Origin of the sequence: Streptomyces sp. NPDC005963, assembly GCF_040638655.1 — a bacterium.
Classification (GTDB): Bacteria; Actinomycetota; Actinomycetes; order Streptomycetales; family Streptomycetaceae; genus Streptomyces.
On sequence record NZ_JBEXVD010000011.1, the window covers coordinates 140,466 to 162,118 of the forward strand.

The window sequence follows — 21,653 nt, forward strand, 5'->3', positions numbered from 1 at the left end:
CCCACCACTCGTTTCGGAGCGCGAAACTCCGCTCCGATCCGCCGGATGGTTGCCCCGACATCAGCAGCGCGGACGCCTACCCGTACACCAGCGACGTCAGCGACACCAGCAATGTCAGCCGGCTACTCCGACACCAGCGGCAGCAGCGTCGGCAGTTGGCCGTCCGCTTCGCCCGCCGTGCGCTGCCGCTCCTCGGGCACCTCCCCGTACAGCGTCGTCCGTGCCCGTGCCGGGCGCCCCGCCAGTTCGGCGATCTCCACCAGGCCCTTGATGGAACGGTACGAGCCGTACCGGGACCCGGCCATCCGGGAGATGGTCTCCTCCATCAGCGTGCCCCCGAGGTCGTTGGCGCCCGAGCGCAGCATCTCCGCCGCCCCCTCGGCCCCCAACTTCACCCAGCTGGTCTGGATGTTGGTGATGTGCGGATGGAGCAGCAGCCGCGCCATGGCGGTCACGGCCCGGTTGTCGCGGTCGGTGGGACCCGGACGGGCGATCCCTGCCAGGTAGACGGGGGCGTTCGTGTGGATGAACGGCAGGGTCACGAACTCCGTGAAGCCGCCCGTCTCCTGCTGGATGCGGGCGAGCGTACGGAGGTGGCCGAGCCAGTGCCGGGGCTGGTCGACGTGCCCGTACATCATGGTCGACGAGGAGCGGATGCCCAGGTCGTGTGCCGTGCTGACGACGTCGATCCAGGTGGCCGCGGGCAGTTTGCCCTTGGTGAGGATCCAGCGGACCTCGTCGTCGAGGATCTCGGCCGCGGTGCCGGGGATGGAATCGAGGCCCGCTTCCTTCGCCGCGGTCAGCCACTCCCGTACGGACAGGCCCGTCCGTGAGGCGCCGTTGACGATCTCCATCGGGGAGAAGGCGTGCACGTGGATGCCGGGCACGCGCTCCTTGACGGCCCGGGCGATGTCAAAGTAGGCCGTGCCGGGGAGGTCGGGGTGGATGCCGCCCTGCATGCAGACCTCGACGGCTCCCACCTCCCACGCCTGTTCGGCGCGGTCGGCCACCTGGGACAGCGAGAGCGTGTAGGCGTCGGCGTCGGTGCGCCGCTGGGCGAAGGCGCAGAACCGGCAGCCCGTGTAGCAGACGTTGGTGAAGTTGATGTTGCGGGTGACGACGTAGGTCACCTCGTCACCCACCACCGACTTGCGCAGTTCATCGGCCACGGCGGTCAGCGCATCCAGGGCGGGCCCGTCGGCGTGGAGGAGGGCCAGCGCCTCGTCGTCGGTGAGCCGGGTGGGGTCGTCGGCGGCGGTCCGCAGCGCCTGGCGCACATCGGCGTCGATCCGTGACGGGACCATGCCGGGAGCGGCTGCCTCCCGGAGCGCGCCCCAGTCGCCGTACACGGCGTCGAAGTCGGCCCTGCGGTCGTGGGTGCGGCCCTCGGTGTCGATCGTGCGGTGGAGGTCGGTGCGCCCGCTGGCGGTGAAGCCCTCGTCCGGTTCCTGCCAGGGCAGTCCGACGGGGACGGCGTCCTGGCGGGCCAGTCCGGTCTGCGGGTCGGCCAGCGCCCTTACGTGGGGCAGCACCCGGGGGTCGAGCCAGGGCTCGCCGCGCTGTACGAACTCGGGGTAGACGCAGAGCCGTTCCGCGAGGGTGAAGCCGACGGCCTCGGACTGCCGGGCGAGTTCGTCGATCTGGGGCCAGGGGCGTTCGGGGTTCACGTGGTCGGGGGTCAGGGGCGACACCCCGCCCCAGTCGTCGATGCCCGCGCCGATCAGCCGGGCGTACTCGGCGTCCACCAGGTTCGGCGGGGCCTGGAGGCAGGCGGACGGCCCCAGCAGCAGCCGGGCGACGGCCACGGTGGCGACCAGTTCGTCGAGTTCGGCATCGGGCATTCCGCGCATGGCCGTGTCGGGCTTGGCGCGGAAGTTCTGGAGGATGAGTTCCTGGATGCCGTGGTACGAGCGCGAGGTGCGGCGCAGCGCGAACAGCGACTCCGCACGCTCCTCGTGGGTCTCCCCGATCCCGATGAGGAGACCGCTGGTGAACGGCACGGAGCTGCGTCCGGCGTCCTCAAGGACCCTGAGACGTACGGCGGGTTCCTTGTCGGGCGAGCCGTAGTGCGGTCCGCCGGGTTCGCTCCACAGCCGCGTGGCGGTGGTCTCCAACATCATGCCCATGGAGGGGGCGACGGGCTTGAGGCGCTGGAAGTCGGTCCACGTCAGCACCCCGGGGTTGAGGTGTGGCAGCAGCCCGGTCTCCTCCAGGATGCGGATCGAGATGGCCCGTACGTAGGCGATGGTGTCGTCGTACCCCTCGGCCTCCAGCCAGGCGCGGGCCTCGGGCCAGCGGTCCTCCGGCTTGTCCCCGAGGGTGATCAGGGCTTCCTTGCAGCCCATTTCGGCGCCACGCCGGGCGATGGCGAGCACCTCGTCGGGGGACATGAACATGCCGTGGCCGGCGCGGCGCAGCTTGCCCGGCACGGTGACGAAGGTGCAGTAGTGGCACTTGTCGCGGCAGAGGCGGGTGAGGGGGATGAATACGCTCTTGGAGTAGGTGATGATTCCCGGCCGGCCGGCGGCTTCGAGCCCGGCGTCCCGCACGCGCGCCGCGGACGCGCAGAGGTCGTCCAGATCACGGCCGCGGGCCTGGAGGAGGACGGTGGTCTCGGCGACATCGAGGGCGACCCCGTCCCTGGCTCGCTTGAGGGCGCGGCGCATGGCGTTCTCGGTGGGGCGTGCGGGCTCGTGATCCGTCATGAATCGAGCATACGAGCTGTTCGGGGGCGGTAGAGGGCCCGGTGCGCGCGCTGGCCGAGTACGGGCGTTCGGCGCCGGGGACCGCGGTACGCACCACCGGGAGGCATGCCCGGTGGACACGGCAACCACCGCCTTCGCCGTCCGGCTCGGCGCCCGCAGTCGTTCTTCGGACCGTTCATCAGACCGTCATGTACGGCGGGGTGCACGGGATCGCGGAGATGAGTAGCCGGGCGGGTTCCCGCGGCCTGCCGGGCGTGGCGCAATGACCCCATGGCCGATTCGTCTCGCTCTCGTCGAGTGCCCGTGACGCCCGTCAGCCCCGCCGGTCGCACGGCCGACCAGCAGTGGCGCCTGGCGGCCCGGATCGGGCTGACGACCCTGGTGCCCGCGTTCGTCACGGCGGTGCTCGTGATGCTGGAGCACTGCATCCCGAACGACTGTACGGACCAGTCGGACGTCCTGTCGCACATCGCCTGGTGGGCGTTTGCGGTCAGCGCGTCGGCGGGGCTGTTCGCCGGGTTCTCGCCCCGGCGCTTCTACTGGAGCCAGCGCGCCAGGCCACCGGTGACGTTGCTGCACTGGGCGGCGCAGCTCGTGTCGGTGGGTGCGGTGTTGGCCTATATGAGATGAGCGCGCTCGGACGGGGTCAGTCCGGAACGACCAGGGAGGGCGTCTCGCGGGTGAGGACCTCGCCACGGAAGAACGCCGGGCTCTTGCGCTGCATCACCAGCATGATGACCACGCCGACGAGCAGCAGTCCAACGCCGATGACGAAGACCGAACCGACACCGAAGACGGACGAGCCACTTCCGTACGCCGGGTCCCACATGTCGTACAGCGTCTTGCCGAAGACCGCCGCCAGCAGCGTGCCGCCGAGGAGCGGGAAGACTCCCTTGAAGACCAGGTCGCGGCCGGAGCGCAGGAGTTCCCTGCGGAAGTACCAGGCGCAGGCGAAGGCGGTCAGGGAGTAGTAGAAGCAGATCATCAGACCGAGGGCGTAGATCGTGTCGATCAGTACGTTCTCGCTGACGAGGGTCATCACGGCGTAGAAGACGCCGGTGGCGATGCCGGCGACGACCGTGGCGCGGCCCGGGGTCTTGAAGCGGGGGTTGACCCGTGAGTACGAGGCGGGCAGGGCCTCGTACGTGGACATGGCCAGTACGGTTCGGGCGACCGGGATGAAGGTCGTCTGGAGGCTGGCCGCGGCCGAGGCGAGCACGGCCACGAAGAGCAGGACGCCGAGGCCGGGGCCCATGATGGGGCCGGCGAGGGCGGCGAAGACGTTGTCGGAGGTCTCGGCGTTGGCGAGGCCGAGGCCCTTGTCACCGGAGCCGACGGCCATCTGTGCGGCCACGGCGGTGGCGAGGTAGGAGGCGACGAGGATGATCATGGCGATCAGGGCCGCGCGCCCGGGGGTCTTGTCGCTGCCCGTGGTCTCTTCGTTGGCGGTGAGACAGGCGTCCCAACCCCAGTACATGAAGATCGACAGTGAGAGTCCGGCGGTGAAGGCGGCGAAGGACTGGACGGCGAAGGGGTTCAGCCACTCCATGGAGAAGGACAGCGAGGTGTCGAAGGAGCCCGCCTTGCTGAGCGCCATGGCCACGAAGAGGCCGAGCACCAGCAGTTGGAGGCCGACCAGCGCGTACTGCACGCCCTTGGTGGCCGTCATGCCCCGGTAGCTGATCGCGGTGGCGATGGCGATCAGGATCAGGACGGTGACGATGTGGACGGCCTTGTTGTCGTCGAGGGCGGCGATGGATTCGCTGCCGGTGATCTCGCCGGCGAGGAGCCAGAAGAAGGAGGTGGCGACGCCCGCCAGATTGGAGAGCACGATGATCGTGGCGATCACCAGTCCCCAGCCGCACATCCAGCCGAGGCGGGGGCCGAACGCCTTCACGGTCCAGGTGAAGGAGGTGCCGCAGTCCGGCATCACCCGGTTGAGCTCCCGGTAGGCGAAGGCCACCAGCAGCATGGGCAGGAAGCCCGCGAGGAAGACGGCGGGCATCTGGAGCCCCACCTCACCGGCGGTGGAGCCGAGCGTCGAGGTGAGGCAGTAGACGGGGGCGACGGTGGAGATGCCGATGACGGCACTACCGGTGAGGCCGACGGAATTGCCGCCGAGGCCCTTGGTGCGTACGCCGCTTCGGGACGCGCCCCCATCCGGGGCACCCCCTACCGTGTCTCCGGCCAGGGGCCGCGCGTCCAACTGACTCATGAACAGGACGTTAACGGGTGCGGTTTCCACATCCGGAAGCTATGCGTCCGAATATCGAACCTTCGTTTTCGCTAGCAATTTCCATGAGTCACCTCGGGATGGAAGATCGACCGAGCGAGTTGGCATGGGTTACAAGGATTTTCACCCCTACTCACAAGTACGAGAACCGCAGCGCTGACCGTTTTGTACCTTTTAAAATTTTCCCGCGCCCGATACTGGTTCATGATCGCCCGCGCAAGGTGCACCCCTCAGTGATCTTCACCTCGCCGATACGGAATGGCGCTCAGGTGACCTCCAGCCCCAGCGCCGTGGCGATCACGGCCGCCTGCTCCAGATCGATCTTCGCGCCGGACAGTTCGACGGCGAGCGGGTTCAACGAGGACAGATCGCTCCCCCGCAGATCGGTGCCGCTCAACTTGGCGCCGACGAAGGTGGCACCGGAGAGGTCCGTCATGACCATCGAGGCCCCCTCCAACCGGGCGCCCGTAAGGTCGCACTCCCGCATCCGCACCCCGTCGAAGGAAGCGCCCCGCAGATCCGCCTTCGGCAGGGCGACGAAGGACCAGTCCCCTCCGGTCACCCGCAGGATGTTGAAGGTGCACAAGGTGAACTGACTTCCGACGAACTTGCACTGCTCAAAGACGGTGTCGAAGAAGGTGCACCGTCTGAAGGTGCAGTTGGTGAAGGCTGCGCTGCTGTGTCGCGAAGCGTTGAACCGCACCCCGGAGAAGGTGCACCCGTCGAAGATGCCGCCGTCGTTCACCACTTCCGTCCAGTCGGTGTCGTAGAAGGTGTGCCCGGTGAACCGCTGGTCCGACAGGTCCCTCCCGTACCAGTCCTCGTCTCCCACGATCACGGCCTCGGCCGGGTCGGAAGCCCCCGGGGATTCGGGGTCGGGATGCGCGCGCTCACGTCGGATGGCCATGCCTCCGATTGAACACGCCGCCACTGACAATCCCCTCCCGTACCTCCCTCTATGCGATCCCCTCCCGTGCCCCTCCCCCGGCGTTCGAAGGGTCAGTGCCAGGTCGGCTCCCCCAGATGCGTGGTGACCCGCTCCACCGTGCAGCCCATGGCACGAACAGCGGCGAGCACCGCGGCCCTGGCGCGCTCCTCGTCGGCCGGCGGATGCGCCAGCCGGATCTGATGCCCGTACGCCGTCTCGTACGTGAGCTTCCACCCTCGATCGGGCACGTCGAAGTGGTCCTGCCGCATCCCGTCACCGTCATCGACAGCGCCACGGTCGGCGGTCGGTGCGAGCGCCGCACGGAGGATGCGCAGCCGCTCGGGGTAGTCGGGTTCGTCCTGTACCGGCCCGGCGAGCTTGAGGTAGACGTGGGCCCGCTCGACGAAGGGGTCGAACCACGGCTGCGCGGTCTGCGGCTCCGGGAGCCATCCGGTCGGCTCTCCGCTGAGCCAGCGGTAGAGGAAGCCCACCGCACCGAGCGGATGGACCTCCCAGCGCTGGCTCCGCGGACTCCACAGCACCGTCCGCCAGGTGTCCGGCGCCCCCTCGGTGAGCCAACAGAGCCGATCGCCGTTGTCGGTGCCCGCCCACATCAGCAGCCCGCCGGGCTCCGGGTAGTAGGGGTGGGGGTGCTCGTCGGGGTACTCGGCCCGTGAGTCGGCCTCCTCCGCCAGGATGCGCCGGGACCAGTGGAGCAGCGGACTGTCGCCGCCGAAGGGGTCGAGGGGGGTGACGAAGTCGACGAACCGGCCCCTTCCGTAGCGCTCGACGAGCGCGGTGAAGTCGGTGGGCAGCGTCAGACCCAAGGCGTCCTCCACCAGCGCCCAGTCGCCGTCGGCCGAGACGGGGGAGCGCGGCGGCGGCACCAGACGGGTCAGATCGTCGATGGTCGTCATGGACGGGAGTGTACGAACGGCGGCAGTGGACCAACCGCGGTCGATCGCGTGAGTGCGCACCTGCTCCAAGGCACGGCGCGGCCCGTCACATCCGCCCTCTCATCATGATCCAGCCCGATCCACCTGCGACGACTTCTTTGCATCAGGCAACCCAACCGCACGGAGCACCGTCTCTACGGACGACTATGCATCGCGCGTATACGCCCTGTGTATAGTTCCGGAGGCAGTGCGCCCCCGACCAGTGGCGCAGCACCCAGCGCGCCCGTACCCATCGACCTCTCGGGGGAAGTTCCGCCATGCCCATCTCCAGGACGAGGGTCGTCGTCACGACGGCCGTCGCAGCGCTGACGCTGACGCTCGCCGGCTGCTCCATGGACACCACCGCTCCGGCGGACGCACGGGCCGATGCACGGTCCGACGGCAAGTCCCTCAAGAGCGACGCGAAGACGGTCCGGGCGGCCACGGTGACCCCCGACAAGCCGGTGGACTGCGAGAAGGCCAAGTGCATCGCGCTGACCTTCGACGCCGGCCCCGGCAAGGACACCCCGCAACTGCTCGACACCCTGCTCAAAGAGCAGGTCCCGGCCACCTTCTTCCTGTTGGGGAAGCACCACGTGGTGAAGTACCCCAAGGTGGTGAAACGTATCTCCGATGAGGGCCACGAGGTCGCCAACCACACCTGGACCCACCGCAGGCTCGACGAGCTCGACCGCAAGGAGATACGCGAGGAGCTGGAGCTCACCCAGAAGGCGATAGCCAAGATCACCGGCAGCGAACCGACCCTGATGCGCCCCCCGCAGGGGCGCATCGACGACGAGGTCACCGAGGTCAGCAAGGACCTCGGGCTCGCCCAGATCCTGTGGAGCGCCACCGCCAAGGACTACTCCACCAATGACTCCGCCCTCATCGAGAAGCGCATCCTCAAGCAGGCCGGGCGCGACGGCATCATCCTGCTGCACGACATCTACGACGGGACGGTCCCCGCGGTCCCGGGCATCATCAGCAAGCTGAAGGACCGCGGTTACACCTTCGTCACCGTGTCCCAACTGCTGGCGCCCGCCAAGGCCAACCCCGGTGAGGTTTACCGCCCGTAACGCCTGCCCCGGGACGCGCACGACCCCCTTCAGAAGGTCCGACCGCACCCGTGCACCCGCACCCGCACGTGCAAAAGCACGATGAGGAAGCGCTTCGTTGCTGACGGGGCCACCCGGTTCAGGGCAGACTGTCGGGTGCGAATCGGCAGTTCGGGCAGGGGGCAGCTATGGACCGTGACCGCGGGCCACGCGTACCGGAGCAGCGCATTCCAGCGCCCAGTGACGTCATTGACCTGCGTTTCAGCGTGTTGGGGCCGGTACGGGCCTGGCGCGGCGGGGATCCCCTGCCCTCGGGCTCGCCTCAACAACGGGCCCTGTTGGCCGCACTGCTGCTGCGGGACGGGCGCACGGCGACCGCGGCCGAGTTGATCGACGCCATCTGGGGCGACGACCCGCCGTCGCAAGCGCTTGCAGCCGTTCGTACCTACGCGTCCAGGCTGCGCAAGGTCCTTTCGGCCAACGCCCTGGTCAGCGAATCCGGCGGCTACGCCATCCGGATAAGGCGGGAGTGCCTGGACCTCTCCATCGCCCAGGAACTGGCCGTTCAGGCGGACAAGGCCCGGGCGGCCGGCGACCGCAACCAGGCCAGGGCGCTGCTCAACAAGTCCCTGGGCCTCTGGGACGGCGAGGCACTGGCCAACGTGCCCGGACCCTACGCGGAGAGCCAGCGGGTGCGGCTCGACGAATGGCGACTGCAACTCCTGGAAACCCGACTGGACCTCGATCTGGAAGCGGGCTGCCACGCGGAGGCGGTATCGGAACTCACCGCGCTCACCGCGACGCACCCCCTCCGCGAACGCCTGCGGGAGTTGCTGATGCTGGCGCTCTACCGCAGCGGACGGCAGGCGGAAGCGCTGGCCGTGTACGCGGACACCCGACGGCTGCTCTCCGAGGAGTTGGGCGTCGACCCCCGCGCCGAACTGTCCCGGCTCCAACAGCGCATCCTCCAGGCCGACGCCGAACTGGCCCGCCCGAGCGACGAGCAGACGCACGCGCCCCAGATCGCCCAGCCCGCCCAGCTCCCGGCCACCGTCCCCGACTTCACCGGACGGGTTTCCTTCGTACGCGAGTTGGGCCGCAAGCTCGCCACCGCCGAGGGCTCCGTCATGGCGGTCTCCGCACTCGCCGGCATCGGCGGAGTCGGCAAGACCACGCTCGCGGTCCACGTCGCCCACGAGGCCAGGCCGCACTTCCCCGACGGACAGCTCTACATCGACCTCCAGGGCGCGGGCAGCCGCGCCGCCGAACCGGTGGCGGTGCTCGGGGCGTTCCTGCGCGCCCTGGGCGTGCCGGACACCTCGATCCCCGACTCCCTGGCGGAGCGCGCCGGGCTGTACCGGTCCACGCTCGCCGGCCGCCGCGTCCTGGTGCTCCTCGACAACGCTCGGGACGCCGCCCAGATCCGGCCGCTGCTCCCCGGTACGGCCGGCTGCGCTGCCCTGGTGACCAGCCGGGTCAGGATGGTCGACCTGGCCGGGGCGCATCTGGTGGACCTGGACGTGATGTCCCCTGACGAGGCACTCCAGCTGTTCATGCGGATAGTGGGTGAGGAACGGGTGGGCGCGGAGCGCGAGTCCGCCCTCGACGTGGTCGCGGCCTGTGGTTTCCTTCCCCTGGCGATCCGCATCGCGGCCTCCAGACTCGCCGCCCGCCGCACCTGGACGGTCTCCGTGCTCGCGGCCAAGCTCGCCGACGAGCGCCGCCGCCTCGACGAACTCCAGGCCGGGGACCTGGCGGTGAAGGCTACCTTCGAGTTGGGGTACGGCCAGTTGGAGCCGACCCAGGCCCGGGCCTTTCGACTGCTGGGCCTCGCCGACGGCCCGGACATCTCGCTGACGGCCGCCGCAGCGGTGCTGGGGCTCGCCCTGCACGAGACCGAAGACCTGTTGGAGGCCCTGGTCGACACCTCCCTGCTGGAATCCGCCGCACCCGGCCGCTACCGGTACCACGATCTCGTACGCCTCTACGCCCGGGCCTGCGCCGAACGCGACGAGACGCCGCAGGAGACCGAGGCGGCCCTGTCGCGACTGCTGGACTTCTATCTGGCGACGGCGGCACGGGTGTACGGGATGGAGCGCCCCGGCGACCGGCTCGTCGACCACGTCGGGCCGACCGTGCACGACGGGCTGGCCTTCGACGACCAGCGCGAGGCTCAGGACTGGCTGTACTCGGAGGCCAACTGCCTGCTCGCCGCGGCCCGACAAGCAACGGACGGGCACCGGCTCACACTCGCCGTGGACCTGCTGTGGGCGGCCCAGGATCTGGCCGAGTCCGGTGCCAACTCCAAGTTGTACGAGATCGCGGCAGCGGCCGTCGGCGATGCGGCGCGCACCTCGGGTGACCCGCGCACCGAGGCCAGGGCCCGTACGTCGATGACCAATGTCCATCTGGTGGCCGGACGGTACGAGCACGCGGACGAGGAGGCGAAGGAGGCCGCGGCGCTCGCCGGGGCGGCGGCCGACCCGGCGCCCGTCTACTGGTCCGCCAACGACCGCGGCATCATCGCCTTCAACCAGGGCCGCTTCAAGGAAGCCGAAGAACATCTGCGCCGCGCCACGGAGGGCTCGCGCGCCGACGGCAATCTGCCGGGCGAGGCGAGCGCCCTGTGCAACCTCTCCCGCATCCATCTGTCCACGGGGCGGGTCGCCCAGGCGATCGCGCTGGCCGAGCAGGGGGTGGCGATCTACGACCGCATCGGACACACCCTGCGGCTGGCCAACGCCCGCTATGCGCTGGGTGTGGCGCTGACGCAGGCGGGTCGGCCGACCGACGCACTGGAGCAGCTCACCGAGGCACTGGACCGCTTTGAGACAAGTCGACAGCGGTTGTGGGAGGGGACGACCCACTTCCGTATCGCGCAGGCCCACTACTCGGCACGGCGTACGGCACGGGCCGCCCAACACGCCGAACAGGCCCTGGCGATCGGTTGCATCGGCGGGGACCGCACCCGGGCGAACGTCCTGATCACGCTCGGCAGGGCACTGTCCGCGCTGGGCCAGGCGGACCGGGCCCGGGCCTGCTGGCTGGAGGCATTGGCGCTGCACGAGGCGTCGGGCGCGGTGGAGGCGGACGAAGTCCGGGAGTTGCTGGCTCCGCTCAGCGCGGCCTGACTCAAGGGTCACTAACCGGACGGCCCGTCGTCCGGTGGCGCTTGTCGTCCTGGCCCGTCGCCCGGAATGATGCGTGCACGACACCGAGCACGTACGACCGGTTCCGTACGACCGGTCCCGCACCCTGTTGCGCTCCGAGTGTGGTGGCGGGCTCCGCGGGAACCCGTAGGCGGGACCGAGCCGTTCCGGTCGGCTACCGGGCGGAGCGAGGGGACGCGGGGAACAGCCTGCGATACGTCGTGGATCCACCGGTTCGAGTGGTTCTGCGGCGTCACGCACCCGGCCCGCTCCCGGTGTCGCGCCCAATGTGGTCGTGTTCGCCGGTGTCCGTTCCACCGGACACATCCGGCCGTCCGAACCTCTGTGACAGCTTTCTGCCAGGACGTTCATCGAATGTTTATGCCTGTCCGACATGCTCCTATCCAGTCGATCCGTCGCGTCGGGGGGCAGACGGATCGCGCAGGGCCCTCACCTCTCCGGGGGGAGAGTGAGTGTCCTACGGCCTTCCGTCCGGCGACCCTCGGGGGAGTCTCCGGGCGGAAGGCCCTTTCTGGTTCATCGCAAGGAGCAAACCCATGGGGGACGAGATGAGCGACATGAACGACAAGGCCCCAGACGACATCACCACGTTCGGCGACCACCACACGCCCGCACCGCCGAGGGACGGGATCACCACGACGGGGGACCACCACACCCCCGCACCTCCCAAGAAGGGCGGCGCCCCCACCCTGGGCGACCACCACACGCCGGCCCCGCCGAGGGACGCCGTGGCCACGCTCGGAGACCACCACACTCCGACCCCGTCGAGGGACGCGGTGGCGCCGTTCGGGGACCACCACACGCCCGTACCGCCGAGGGACGGAATCGCCGGGGCCCCGCTGGGGGAACACCCCGCGCCCGTACCGGTGCCCGCACCCGTGCCCGTGACTCCGCGGGACGGGGTCACTCCTCCCGTGGTGGACCACCACGGGCCCGTACCGCCCAAGGACGGCGGGCCGACGACGCAGGGCGACCACCACACGCCCGCCGCCCCGCCGAGGTTCTGATCCGGGTACGGACCGGACGTGAGAACTCCGGACCGGAGAGCGCACGAACTGACTAGATGACTGCATGAACGCATGACTGCTCACGGGGTCGGCCGCGACGGCACGGGGGAAAGCCGTCGCGGCCGAGGCATGACGTCAGGGCCGTAGGGCCGCCGTGCCGGCCCGCAGGGGTGACTTCCCCGCACGGATGAGGTCGGCCATCGCCCGCGAGTCCACATGGTCCAGGCTCCAGTCCCGGCCGAACTCGCCGGAGGCATCCCCTTCGATGGAGAGCACGTCCGGCACGAGCAGCGGGACGAGACATGGGTCGGTCTCCTCGACGAACGAAAAGCCGTGCGGCGACTCGATACGCCGATGGTCACCAGCGATCAGCGGCGCGATCGGGCACGGGGTATGTCCATCGGGGATCTCCTTGCAGGCGTGGGACAAAACCAGGACGCCTCTCCAACTGGCCGAAACTATGCGCTCACCATGGGCTTTACCTGACAGGCAATCAGTCACCCCTCCCACAAGTTCCCTTTCTGCAACACAACTTCACAATTTCTTGCGGCAAGATCTACCGAGATAGCTCGGGAACAGTGTCTACTGGGCCAGGTCAATCCCCAGGCGGCCCTGACCAGCACCCTTCCCGAGGTCTATTCGATGATCGAGATACCGGACCTGGCCGTCATCGGCCTGGCCGCAGGGACCCTGTCGGCGTTCGTCCTCGGCGGCGGACTGCTGAAGTCACGACGTCAACACTCACGTCAACGTGACGAAATCACGTCCCTCCGCTCGGATCTGGAATCGGCCCGCGAGGAAGTGGGCCGCACCTCACGGGCGATCACCGCCGAAGTGGTGCACCTCGCCCAGCGCCGACTACCGGCAGCCGCGACCCAGTCCGTACACCCGCACATCAAGGTTCCGGGGCCGCTCCGCCCCGACCTCCTGACCAGCAGCGCGCTCGGCGCCGGCCTCAACCAGGTGCTCGAAGGGCTGCTGTCCGCGGTGACTCAGGAGCGCAAACGCGTCGACGCCGCCGCCCGTGCCGGGATGCGCGGCACCACCCGGGAGATCCAAGCCGGCCTCTACCGGCTCCAGGACGTCCTGCGCGGGCTCCAACAGCGCTACGACGAACCGGAACTGGCCGAGACCCTGTTCGCACTCGACCACGAGAACGAACAGTCGCTGCGCCGCGCCCAGGTCGCCGCCGTGGTCTGCGGGGCCTGGGTGGGTCTGGCCCGCGAGGAGTCCCACCTCGTGGACGCGGTGACGGGCGGTCAGTCCCGGCTGGCCGGCTACCAGCGCATCCGGATCAGTAACCATCTGGAGGACGGTACGGCGCTGGTCTCCCACGCCGTCGAACCCGTCGCCATCATCGTGGCCGAACTGCTCGACAACGCGCTGCGCCACTCGTCCCCGGACACGCTGGTCACCGTCAATCTGGAGCGCGCCCACCACGGTGTCACCATCACCATGGACGACGCCGGGGTCGGCATGGCACCCGACGAACGCGCCTACGCCCAGCGCATGGTGGCGGGCGACGACCCGATCCTCCTGTCGGAGTTGGGCGACCCACCGCGGATGGGCCTGGCCGCGATCGGCCAGTTGACCCGGCAGTTCGACCTGTCCGTGGATCTCTCATCCCCCTCCCCCTACGGCGGGGTACGGGCGGTCCTCCTGGTCAAGAACCATCTGCTCAGCCACATCGATCCCGCGGTGCGTCCACCATCCGCCGCCGCTCCGCACTCCACCAGAAACTCCCCGGGCCTTCAGGAGCACCCGAGCACCGGGGGCCCCGCCGCGCCCCCGTCCCCGGCACCCGCCCCAGCCGCGGCGGATGTCGTCCCCGTGGCGGCCCGCCCGCCCCTCGCACCCGAGCCGGCGCAGTCCCGTACGGTCCGGGTGCCGGAAGCCGAGGGAACGGTTCCGGCCCGGGGCCTCGGTGTCCGTACGCCGTTGGACGAACCGATCACCCACGACGCAGCGCATTCCACACCGCCGGGGACCGACGGCGACGCACTCCCCCGACGCCGCCGCCGCACCCGACCGGAGTCCGGCACCGGGTCGTCCGTCAGGGCCCGCCCGTATGCCCCCGTACGCACCCCGGAGGAAGCAGCGGCAGCCCTCGGGGCGCTGCAAGCCGGCACCCTGGCCGCCCGCAATGCCGAGCCCGTACGAACCGAAGCCGAGACTCCGCGCACCGCAGCCGAACCCCTGCGCACCGCACCCGAATGGGAAGGGAACGACCCCCGATGACCAGCCGCACCTCCCGCGAAACAGGCGACACGGCATGGGTACTCGATCCGATCCTGGAGATACCCCATGTGCGTGCCGCCGTTCTGCTGACGCGGGACGGTCTGGTCTCCGGCTATTCGGATCGGCTGTCCAGGCCGTCCGCCGAGCGGGTCGCCGCGATCACCAGCACCGTGCAGGGCGCGTGTCGTACGGCGGCTGCGGCCTTCGCCGACGAGGACAGCGCGGAGGTGCGGCAGGTCGTCGTCGAGTCCGACCACGGATACATCCTGGTCGCGCCCACCCGGCACGGCACGTGTGTGGCGGCGTTCGGCGATCCGGAGGTCCGGCTGGACCTGTTGGCCCACCGGGTGCACTCCCAGGTGGCCCGGCTCGGCGAGAAGGCGATGAGCGCCGCACCCCGCGGAGTCGACGGCCCCGGTACCGCATGACCGGACGCCGGGGCGGCCGGCCGCTGGTCCCCGCGTACCTGTCGACGGCAGGACGGGCCCGGCCGAGCCGCAACAGCCTGGAGCGGCTCTCGGTGCTGACCGGTCTGGTCGGCGGTACGGGCCCCGGCCCGTCGCCGAGCACCCCGGGCGAGGACGGGCCCCGGCAGCAGGGGTCCGCCGGGAGTGCACCGGTACGCGGGGTGCCGCCCGCGCTCGACGACGCCGTACCGCTCCCACCGGGATTCACCACCCCGCGGCCCGTCCCGATGAGCGACCCGCCCCCGGCACCCTCCGGGTCCGCCCGCTCGCCAAACCCGCCGCTGCCCATCGATCTCACCCCCGCCCAGCGCAGTCTGCTGGAGGTCCTGGACGGCGGGTCGCTCACGGTGGTCGAGACGGCCGCCCTGCTGGAACTGCCCGTTTCCGCCGTGCGCGTCCTGGCCGGCCAGCTCATCGACCGGGGGTTGGTGGCCTCGCGCCCACCGATCCCCCATGCCGCCAAGCCCCGCCCTGATCTGTTGGAGAGAGTCGCCGATGGTCTCCGCGCCCTCAAGCTCTAGCGCCGCGCCGAGCGCCAGCGGCCCGCACGGCTCACGCGGCCTGCACCTGCCGGACACCACCCGCGAGTTGGTGAAGATCGTGGTGGCCGGCCCCTTCGGGGTCGGCAAGACCACCTTGATCGATTCGGTGTCCGAGATCCGCCCGCTGCACACCGAGGAGCAGTTGACCGAGGCGTCCGTGTCGGTGGACGACCTCGCCGGAGTGCGGGACAAGACCACCACCACGGTCGCGATCGACTTCGGCAGGATCTCCTTGGACGGGGGAATCGTGCTGTACCTCTTCGGAACCCCTGGACAGGAACGTTTCCGCGCACTCTGGGGCGACATCGCGTACGGGGCCCTCGGCGCCCTGGTGCTGGTGGACACCCGCCGGATCGACGACTCCTTCGAAGTGCTGGGACTGGTGGAGGACTCGGGGCTGCCGTACGCGGTCGCGCTCAACACCTTCCCCGACTCGCGCCAGTACACCGAGGAACAACTGCGCACCTCCCTCGACCTGGAGCCCGAAACACCGATGGTGGCCTGCGACGCCCGGGACCGGAACGCCTCCATCGATGCCCTCCTGGCCCTGGTCCAGCATCTGATATCCCGCGACGTCCCGAGCTCGGAGTCCAGCTGACGATGTATCCCGCCCATCTCGCCCCGTCCGCAGAAGCGTTCTCCCTCGCCGCACCGGTACGCCTGTGGGAGGACGGCTTCGCCGCCGATCCCCACACCTACTACGAGCGGCTGCGCGCCCAGGGCCCGATCGGCTGGGCCGAACTCGCCCCCGGAGTACCGGCGTACGTCGTCGTCGACCGCCGGGCGGCCCTCGATCTGCTCCAGGACCCCGACACCTGGTCCCGCGACCCACGCCCCTGGGAGGTGACGGTTGCCGAGGACTCCCCAATCCTCGGCATGATGCGCTGGCGCCCCAACACCCTCTTCGCCGACGGCCAGGACCACCTCCGCTACCGGCGCACCCTCGTCGACGCCTTCGCCCTGATCGAACCCCATGACCTGCGTGAACGCGTCCACCGGGCCGTGGACGTCCTGGTCTCCCGGATCGGCCCGGACGGCGCGGCGGATCTGGTCGGCGACTTCTCCCGACCGCTGATGGCCCTGGTCTTCAACAGCCTCTTCGGACTGCCCGACCGCGAGGGAGACCGACTCCGCGACTCCATCGGCGCCATGATGGAGGGCGGGGAAACGGCGGCGCACGGCGAGCAGGAGTACGGGCGCTACGTGCTGGAACTCATCGCCACCAAGACCGCCAAACGCGGTGAGGACTTGACGAGTTGGCTGCTCGACCACCCCTTGGAGCTCACTCCCGAAGAAGTCACCTGGCAGGTCTTCCTCACCCTTGCGGCGGGCCTTGAGCCGACCGCCAACCTGGTGTCGAACGCCCTCTCGCGCATCCTCGGCAACCCGGCGTACTACACCACCCTCACCAGCGGATCGCGTCCCGTCATGGACGCGGTGATGGAGGTGTTGCGCTACGAGACGCCAATGTCCAACTACGGTGTCCACTACGCCCGTCAGCCCGTGAGCTTCCACGGTGTGTGGGTGCGCGAGGCGGTACCGGTGGTGATCTCGTACGGCGCACTCGCCCACTTCTCCGAGGTGGAGCAGCGGCCGGCCGGCGGCCACCACCCGCATGACGCCTCACACCTGTCGTGGTCGGCCGGCGCCCATGCCTGCCCGGTCAAGCACCACACGCTGCTCATCGCCACCGAGGCCATCGAGCGGCTGACGCAATGGCTCCCCGACCTCGACCTGACCACCCCACGAGCGGGGTTGACCTGGCGCCCGGGCCCCTTCCACCGCTGTCTGACCGCCCTGCCCGTGCGTTTCACACCGCGGGCGCTCGATGTCCCGGGAGCCCGCTGAGAACCCCAGGGCCGGGCCGGAAGAGATATGTCATCGGGGCATGGCGAACGGCGTGGAAGTAGACCAGTCGAACGAGCCGCCGGCCGCCTTGGCGTGGTCACCGGGGATGCGGGCGCAGGTCGACTCCACGATCACCACGATCATCTGGCGGGCGCTGCCCCACTGCACGGTGACGATGTCACCGGTGGTGGGGTCCTCGAAGCGGGAGCCGACCTCCAACCAGTCGGGGCCCTCGTTGTCGTAGGCGTACCCCGCCTTCCAACCTGCGTCGAACAGCCGCTCGGCGACCTTCTCCATGGCGGCGCGAGCGGTGCGCTCGTCGACGTTCCGCACACCCCAGCCGTGCCGCACACCGATCGCCGTGCGGTCCCTTCGACCTGAGTTGATCAACGAGGTCTGCTTGCAGCGTGAGGAACGCAGGGTGTTGTACCCAGGCACGATCGGATCGGGCAGCCCCAGTTCCAGGAAGAGGTCCCGGGAGCGGTCCTGGAGCCGTGCGGCGACCGCGTCGGGGTCGGCGGTCGGATAGGGCTCCCCGTCCAACAGGTCCCCCACACGCGGCACGATGACCGAAACGGCCGCGACGATGCCGATGACGAGCAGTGCCGCCAGGGCGTACCAGTGCTTCTGCCTGCTGCGCATGGCGAGAACCGTACGGCGAGGGCGGACGATGGCGCTTGAGTAGTCGTACTCATGAGCGGACGCCTGCGGCGCCCTGGCGTACTTCATGGGCCGCGGTGATACGCCAGGGCGCCACTGAACCGACGGGATCATGGACAGCGGCCGTACGCGCTGGTGGAGACGGCGTTGCGGCTCAGAGTCCCGCGCTGCGTCACCGTGTGCCGAGAGCGGCCCCGTGCCGGGCGTCCGATCAGCCGAGGACCGAGAAGTCCGTGCGCGCCGTGTAGTTGCTGAAGTCGGACGGGTCACGGTCCAGTGCCTCCCGCACCCCGTTGGAGACGGCTTCGCTCCGGCCCTCGCGGATGTGGCGGAACAGTTCGACGAAGACGTCGGCAATCTCCTCCGACTCCCCGCCCGCGATGGTCTCCGCGCGGTACTCGTCCTCCGTGACCGGGACATAGCGCAGCTCTCGGCCCGAAGCGCGGGCGATCTCCGCAACGGCCTCGCCGAAGGTCATCGCTCGCGGGCCGGACAGTGCGTACGTACGGCCGTTGTGTCCGTCCTCGGTGAGTGCGGTGACCGCCACGTCCGCCAGGTCGTCGAGGTCGACGAAGGGCTCGCGTCCCTCTCCGGCCGGAATGCGCAACTCCCCCTTGGTCAGGGGCGCGACGAAGTACGGGAACTCGGTGAAGTTCTGTGCGAACCAGGTCGGGCGCAGGATGGTCCACTCCAGGCCCGATGCACGCACGACCTGTTCGGTCGCGAGGACGCTGCCGCTGCCGTCGTCCAGGTCTTCCCACACCCGGGCGGAGAGCAGCACCAGCCGTCGTACACCGTGCTCGGCCGCTGCCGTGACGAAGGCGCGCACGTCGTCGACCGCACTCGGGTCCTCGGAGCCGACGACGTAGACCGCGCCCACATCGGTCAGGGCCGGCCCCCAGGTGGTGCGGTCGGTCCAGTCGAATCGCACCGCGCCCGATCGGGACGCCACCTTGGCGGAGAAGCCCCGGCTCTGGAGCACATCGGCGACCCTGCGGCCGGTCTTGCCCGTACCGCCGGTCACCAGGAAGGAAGAAGAAGAGGAGTTCGTCATGGAGACCAGTGAATCGGGCGGACGCGGTACGCAGGATGGCTGTCGCTCTCGTTGGGATGTCTGATCGTCTCGGCTGCGAGCCTCCGGGACCGGGTCCCATCCCGATCGGACGAGATCGGCGCACCACCGTCCCTCCTACACTGGTGGGCATGGGAGACGCACTGTCCGGCCTGCTGCACGAGGTACGGCCCCGGGGCGCCCTCTTCGACCGGTCCGCTCTCAATCCGCCCTGGTCGATGCGGTTCCTCGAACGCACCCCGCTCGCCCTGCTCACCATGCTCGGCGGATCGGCCTGGGTGGGGGTGGACGGCGATGAGCCGGTGCCCCTGCGCCCCGGTGATCTGGTGCTGGTGCGCGGCCCCGAGCCGTACACCGTCTCGGACCAGCCGGGTACGGCCCCGCTCGCCTTCGTCCACGAGGGCGACCGGTGTACGACTCCGGACGGCCGGCTGATCCTCGACACGATGCCGATGTGTTCACCGGAACACCGGGACACCGTGTTGTTGAAGGGCACCTACCAGGTCGAGGGAAGCGTCTCGCAGCGCGTGTTGGACGCGCTGCCGCCGATCGCCCGGGTGCCGGCCGCACCGGAGGGCTGCCCGGCGCTGGGCATGATCTCGCAGGAGATCGATCGGGATGTACCGGGGCGTCAGGTGGTTCTCGACCGGCTGCTCGACCTGCTGCTCGTGACCACCCTGCGGGACTGGTTCGACCGCCCGGAGGCCAAGGCACCGGCCTGGTACCGGGCGTACGGCGACCCCGCCGTCGGGCGCGCGCTCCGGCTGATCCACAGTGATCCGGCCCGACCGTGGACGGTCGCCGCGCTGGCGTCGGAGGCGGGCGTGTCCCGGGCGCGGTTCGCGCAACGGTTCAGCGAGTTGGTGGGGCAGCCGCCGATGACGTACCTCACCGAGTGGCGCATCTGTCAGGCGGCCGATCTGCTCGCCCGGACCGATGACACCGTGGAGGCCGTGTCCCGTCGAGTCGGCTACTCCAATGCGTACGCGCTGAGCGTGGCCTTCAAGCGGACCATGGGCGTACGGCCGTCGGAGCACCGTGCCACCGCCCGGGCCGGGCAACTGCCCGCACTCGCACATCAGGGCGGATAGCACACACAGCACACCGAATGCTACCGAATGCCCTGTACAACCATTCCGCTTCGGCGGGGGTCTCCCAGGGGACTCCTGTTGATCACCACAGTCGGGACGACAGGAGGAACAGCAGTCTCGACCTGTGGGGAACACACCTTGCGCACACGCACCCTCGCCACCGCGATCGCCGTCACCTCCGCCTGCCTGGCCGCCGGCAGCCTCGTACCCGTCGCCGTCGCCGCGCCGGTCAGCGGCACGAGCGCCTCGACCGTGAAGCCACCCGGCGCCAAACCGGCTGACTACAACGGAGACGGTTACCGAGATCTGGTGATCAACCTGCCGGGCAACTCCGACGCCGCCACGAAGGTGTACGCGGGAGGCTCGGTGATGGTCCTGTACGGCTCGGCCCGCGGAGTCGACACCACCAAGCGCAAGCTCATCAGAGCCAGTACGGCCGGCATACCGGGAACCCCCGAAGGCCACGACCGCTTCGGCCAGCAGACCGCTTCCGGCGACTATGACCGCGACGGCTTCACGGACCTCGCCGTCTCCACGGTCGGCGAGGACCTGACCGTCAACGGCACCTACCGCCGCAACGCCGGCCAGAACACCATCATCTGGGGCGGCAAGAACGGATTGGCCAAGCACGGCGCGACCACCGTGCAGCAGTCCGCTCCGACCTCGATCGACGTGCGTCGCGGCATGGCCCTGGCCGCCGGGGACTTCAACGGGGACGGTGTGGCCGACCTGGCGGCCGGTGACTACAGCAACGGCCGCGGCGGCGATGTGCTGTACGGCCCCTTCACCCGCAAGGGCAAGCCCAAGAGCATCGCCTCCCTCGGGATGAAGGACGGACAGACCTATGTCCACCCGGCGGTCACGGCCGGTGATGTGACCGGCGACGGGATCACCGACCTCGTCCTCCAGGTCTATCCGGGGCGCGCAGGGGTCGAGCAGCGCATCGAGCTCCTGCGCGGTACACGGCAGGGGCTGGTCAAGGCCGGGACGCTCAAGGACGGCAACGGCAAACCGATCGTCAGCCTGGGGGCCTACGACCGGCAGCTGGGCATCGGGGACCTCGACCGGGACGGCTACGGGGACATCGTGATCGGCGACTGGCGGGCGGACCACGGCGAGATCGCCTTCGCCGGCAGGTTCACCGTGGTCTACGGCGGCAAGAGCGGTCAGTCGACCGATCGAGCACCGCAGGTGTTCACCCAGGACACCGAGGGCGTACCGGGCACGGTCGAACGTGACGACTACTTCGGCTCCTCGATCTCGGTCGGTGACATCAACGGCGACGGGTACGCGGACGTGGCCGCCGGCTCGCCCGTCGAAACGGTCGGGGACAAGTCCCTCGCCGGCCGGGTGACCACCCTCTTCGGGAGCGCCCGGGGCCTCACCGGTCAGGGCGCGCAGGTGCACGACCTGGACACGGCGGACGTGCCCGGTGACATGGAGACGCACGACCTCTTCGGAAGCGTCGTCAAGCTGATCGACCTCAACCGCGACGGTCGCTCGGAACTGGTGGCGGGGGCTCCCGGTGAGTACCCGGCGACGGGACGGTACTCGGTGCTGCCCGGCACGGCCCAGGGACTGACGGGGCAGGGTGCCAAGACCTTCGGCCCCTCCGACCTCGGGCTGCGCGCCGTCCCGGAAGCCGGTTTCGGTCGGACCCTCGGGGGCTGAACGGTCCCGCCCGGGTGGGACGCACGGATCG

At 69.8% G+C, this 21,653-nt stretch carries 18 protein-coding genes; 11 read left to right on the forward strand and 7 right to left on the reverse strand.

What is annotated here, in order from left to right; translation table 11 throughout:
• Positions 1 to 122: 122 nt before the first annotated feature.
• Positions 123 to 2,705 (reverse strand): bifunctional FO biosynthesis protein CofGH, encoded by a 2,583-nt coding sequence (locus ABZ348_RS17620; RefSeq protein ID WP_358933911.1) that lies wholly within the window; start codon positions 2,703 to 2,705, stop codon positions 123 to 125.
• A 270-nt stretch (positions 2,706 to 2,975) separates the two neighbouring features.
• Between ABZ348_RS17620 and ABZ348_RS17625 the strand changes: the two genes are divergently transcribed.
• Positions 2,976 to 3,335: a hypothetical protein gene (locus ABZ348_RS17625; protein WP_358933913.1), complete on the forward strand. Its 360-nt coding sequence runs from the start codon at positions 2,976 to 2,978 to the stop codon at positions 3,333 to 3,335.
• A 16-nt stretch (positions 3,336 to 3,351) separates the two neighbouring features.
• Here the strand turns inward: ABZ348_RS17625 and ABZ348_RS17630 are convergent, their stop codons facing one another.
• From ABZ348_RS17630 to ABZ348_RS17640, 3 genes are all read right to left on the reverse strand, one after another.
• The gene (locus tag ABZ348_RS17630; protein WP_358933915.1) at positions 3,352 to 4,920 is read right to left on the reverse strand and encodes an APC family permease; all 1,569 of its coding nucleotides are present in this window, start codon (positions 4,918 to 4,920) and stop codon (positions 3,352 to 3,354) included.
• A 283-nt stretch (positions 4,921 to 5,203) separates the two neighbouring features.
• Positions 5,204 to 5,845 (reverse strand): pentapeptide repeat-containing protein, encoded by a 642-nt coding sequence (locus tag ABZ348_RS17635; RefSeq protein ID WP_358933917.1) that lies wholly within the window; start codon positions 5,843 to 5,845, stop codon positions 5,204 to 5,206.
• A gap of 92 nt (positions 5,846 to 5,937) precedes the next feature.
• A complete protein-coding gene (locus tag ABZ348_RS17640; protein WP_358933919.1) occupies positions 5,938 to 6,783 on the reverse strand; it encodes an SMI1/KNR4 family protein in 846 nt (281 codons plus the stop codon).
• Positions 6,784 to 7,079: 296 nt separating this feature from the next.
• Here ABZ348_RS17640 and ABZ348_RS17645 point away from each other — a divergent pair, with 296 nt between their 5' ends.
• The 3 genes from ABZ348_RS17645 to ABZ348_RS17655 all read left to right on the forward strand — a co-directional run bounded on the left by ABZ348_RS17645 (position 7,080) and on the right by ABZ348_RS17655 (position 12,033).
• A complete protein-coding gene (locus ABZ348_RS17645; protein ID WP_358933921.1) occupies positions 7,080 to 7,877 on the forward strand; it encodes a polysaccharide deacetylase family protein in 798 nt (265 codons plus the stop codon).
• Positions 7,878 to 8,044: 167 nt separating this feature from the next.
• Positions 8,045 to 10,987 carry a BTAD domain-containing putative transcriptional regulator gene (locus tag ABZ348_RS17650; protein ID WP_358933923.1) on the forward strand — a complete coding sequence of 981 codons (2,943 nt, stop codon included), beginning with the start codon at positions 8,045 to 8,047 and terminating at the stop codon, positions 10,985 to 10,987.
• A 575-nt stretch (positions 10,988 to 11,562) separates the two neighbouring features.
• Complete coding sequence (locus tag ABZ348_RS17655) at positions 11,563 to 12,033, forward strand: hypothetical protein (protein ID WP_358933924.1); 471 nt, start codon at positions 11,563 to 11,565, stop codon at positions 12,031 to 12,033.
• Positions 12,034 to 12,168: 135 nt separating this feature from the next.
• Here the strand turns inward: ABZ348_RS17655 and ABZ348_RS17660 are convergent, their stop codons facing one another.
• Positions 12,169 to 12,462, reverse strand: a complete 294-nt coding sequence (locus ABZ348_RS17660) for a hypothetical protein (protein ID WP_358933926.1) — start codon at positions 12,460 to 12,462, stop codon at positions 12,169 to 12,171.
• Between the two features lie 213 nt (positions 12,463 to 12,675).
• On the opposite strand from ABZ348_RS17660, the gene ABZ348_RS17665 reads away from it, so the two are divergent.
• The 5 genes from ABZ348_RS17665 to ABZ348_RS17685 all read left to right on the forward strand — a co-directional run bounded on the left by ABZ348_RS17665 (position 12,676) and on the right by ABZ348_RS17685 (position 17,128).
• Positions 12,676 to 14,271: an ATP-binding protein gene (locus ABZ348_RS17665; RefSeq protein WP_358933928.1), complete on the forward strand. Its 1,596-nt coding sequence runs from the start codon at positions 12,676 to 12,678 to the stop codon at positions 14,269 to 14,271.
• A complete protein-coding gene (locus ABZ348_RS17670) occupies positions 14,268 to 14,699 on the forward strand; it encodes a roadblock/LC7 domain-containing protein (RefSeq protein WP_329020400.1) in 432 nt (143 codons plus the stop codon). The genes ABZ348_RS17665 and ABZ348_RS17670 overlap by 4 nt, the downstream gene beginning before the upstream one ends.
• A gap of 266 nt (positions 14,700 to 14,965) precedes the next feature.
• The gene (locus tag ABZ348_RS17675; RefSeq protein ID WP_358934041.1) at positions 14,966 to 15,259 is read left to right on the forward strand and encodes a DUF742 domain-containing protein; all 294 of its coding nucleotides are present in this window, start codon (positions 14,966 to 14,968) and stop codon (positions 15,257 to 15,259) included.
• Positions 15,234 to 15,878, forward strand: coding sequence for an ATP/GTP-binding protein (locus tag ABZ348_RS17680; RefSeq protein WP_358933929.1), 645 nt, complete (start codon positions 15,234 to 15,236; stop codon positions 15,876 to 15,878). The genes ABZ348_RS17675 and ABZ348_RS17680 overlap by 26 nt, the downstream gene beginning before the upstream one ends.
• Positions 15,879 to 15,880: 2 nt before the next feature.
• Positions 15,881 to 17,128, forward strand: coding sequence for a cytochrome P450 (locus ABZ348_RS17685; RefSeq protein ID WP_358933931.1), 1,248 nt, complete (start codon positions 15,881 to 15,883; stop codon positions 17,126 to 17,128).
• Positions 17,129 to 17,158: 30 nt separating this feature from the next.
• On the opposite strand, the gene ABZ348_RS17690 is transcribed toward ABZ348_RS17685, so the two are convergent.
• Complete coding sequence (locus ABZ348_RS17690) at positions 17,159 to 17,857, reverse strand: hypothetical protein (RefSeq protein ID WP_358933933.1); 699 nt, start codon at positions 17,855 to 17,857, stop codon at positions 17,159 to 17,161.
• Positions 17,858 to 17,999: 142 nt separating this feature from the next.
• On the reverse strand, positions 18,000 to 18,842 hold the full coding sequence (locus ABZ348_RS17695) for an NAD(P)H-binding protein (protein ID WP_358933934.1): 843 nt from the start codon (positions 18,840 to 18,842) through the stop codon (positions 18,000 to 18,002).
• Positions 18,843 to 18,991: 149 nt separating this feature from the next.
• Here ABZ348_RS17695 and ABZ348_RS17700 point away from each other — a divergent pair, with 149 nt between their 5' ends.
• Positions 18,992 to 19,951: an AraC family transcriptional regulator gene (locus ABZ348_RS17700; protein ID WP_358933936.1), complete on the forward strand. Its 960-nt coding sequence runs from the start codon at positions 18,992 to 18,994 to the stop codon at positions 19,949 to 19,951.
• A 138-nt stretch (positions 19,952 to 20,089) separates the two neighbouring features.
• The gene (locus ABZ348_RS17705) at positions 20,090 to 21,622 is read left to right on the forward strand and encodes an FG-GAP and VCBS repeat-containing protein (protein ID WP_358933938.1); all 1,533 of its coding nucleotides are present in this window, start codon (positions 20,090 to 20,092) and stop codon (positions 21,620 to 21,622) included.
• The last annotated feature ends 31 nt before the right edge of the window (positions 21,623 to 21,653 follow it).